The organism is Streptomyces fildesensis (assembly GCF_016107395.1).
Taxonomy (GTDB): Bacteria; Actinomycetota; Actinomycetes; order Streptomycetales; family Streptomycetaceae; genus Actinacidiphila; species Actinacidiphila fildesensis.
Genome location: NZ_JAAIKO010000250.1, coordinates 1 through 303 on the forward strand (window position 1 = coordinate 1; position 303 = coordinate 303).

Annotated in this window: 1 pseudogene; it reads left to right on the forward strand. The window is 72.6% G+C overall.

Annotated elements, in window-relative coordinates:
- A pseudogene (locus C6N31_RS42795) lies at nucleotides 1-303 on the forward strand (site-specific integrase); the annotation flags it as partial.

A 303-nucleotide genomic window follows, 5' to 3' on the forward strand; every position in this document is an offset into this window, starting at 1 on the left:
GAACGGCTCGGCGAGGGCCGGCCGCTGGCGACGGTGGCGGACGAAGAGATCGGCGAGGTCTTGGAACTGCTGTGGGGCACCGCAGCGGTCAACACCTGGAACTCGCGCCGCGCGGCGGTGATGTCCTGGCTCGGCTGGTGCCGTGAGCGCGGCTACGAGGGTCCGGCGGTCCCGGCCTGGGCGAAGCGGGTGGCGGTGCCGGACTCCGAGACCTCGGCCCGCTCGAAGATGGCGGTCGACCGCCTCGTCGCCCGCCGGGAGGTGCACCTGCGGGAGAAAACGCTGTGGCGGATGCTGTACGAG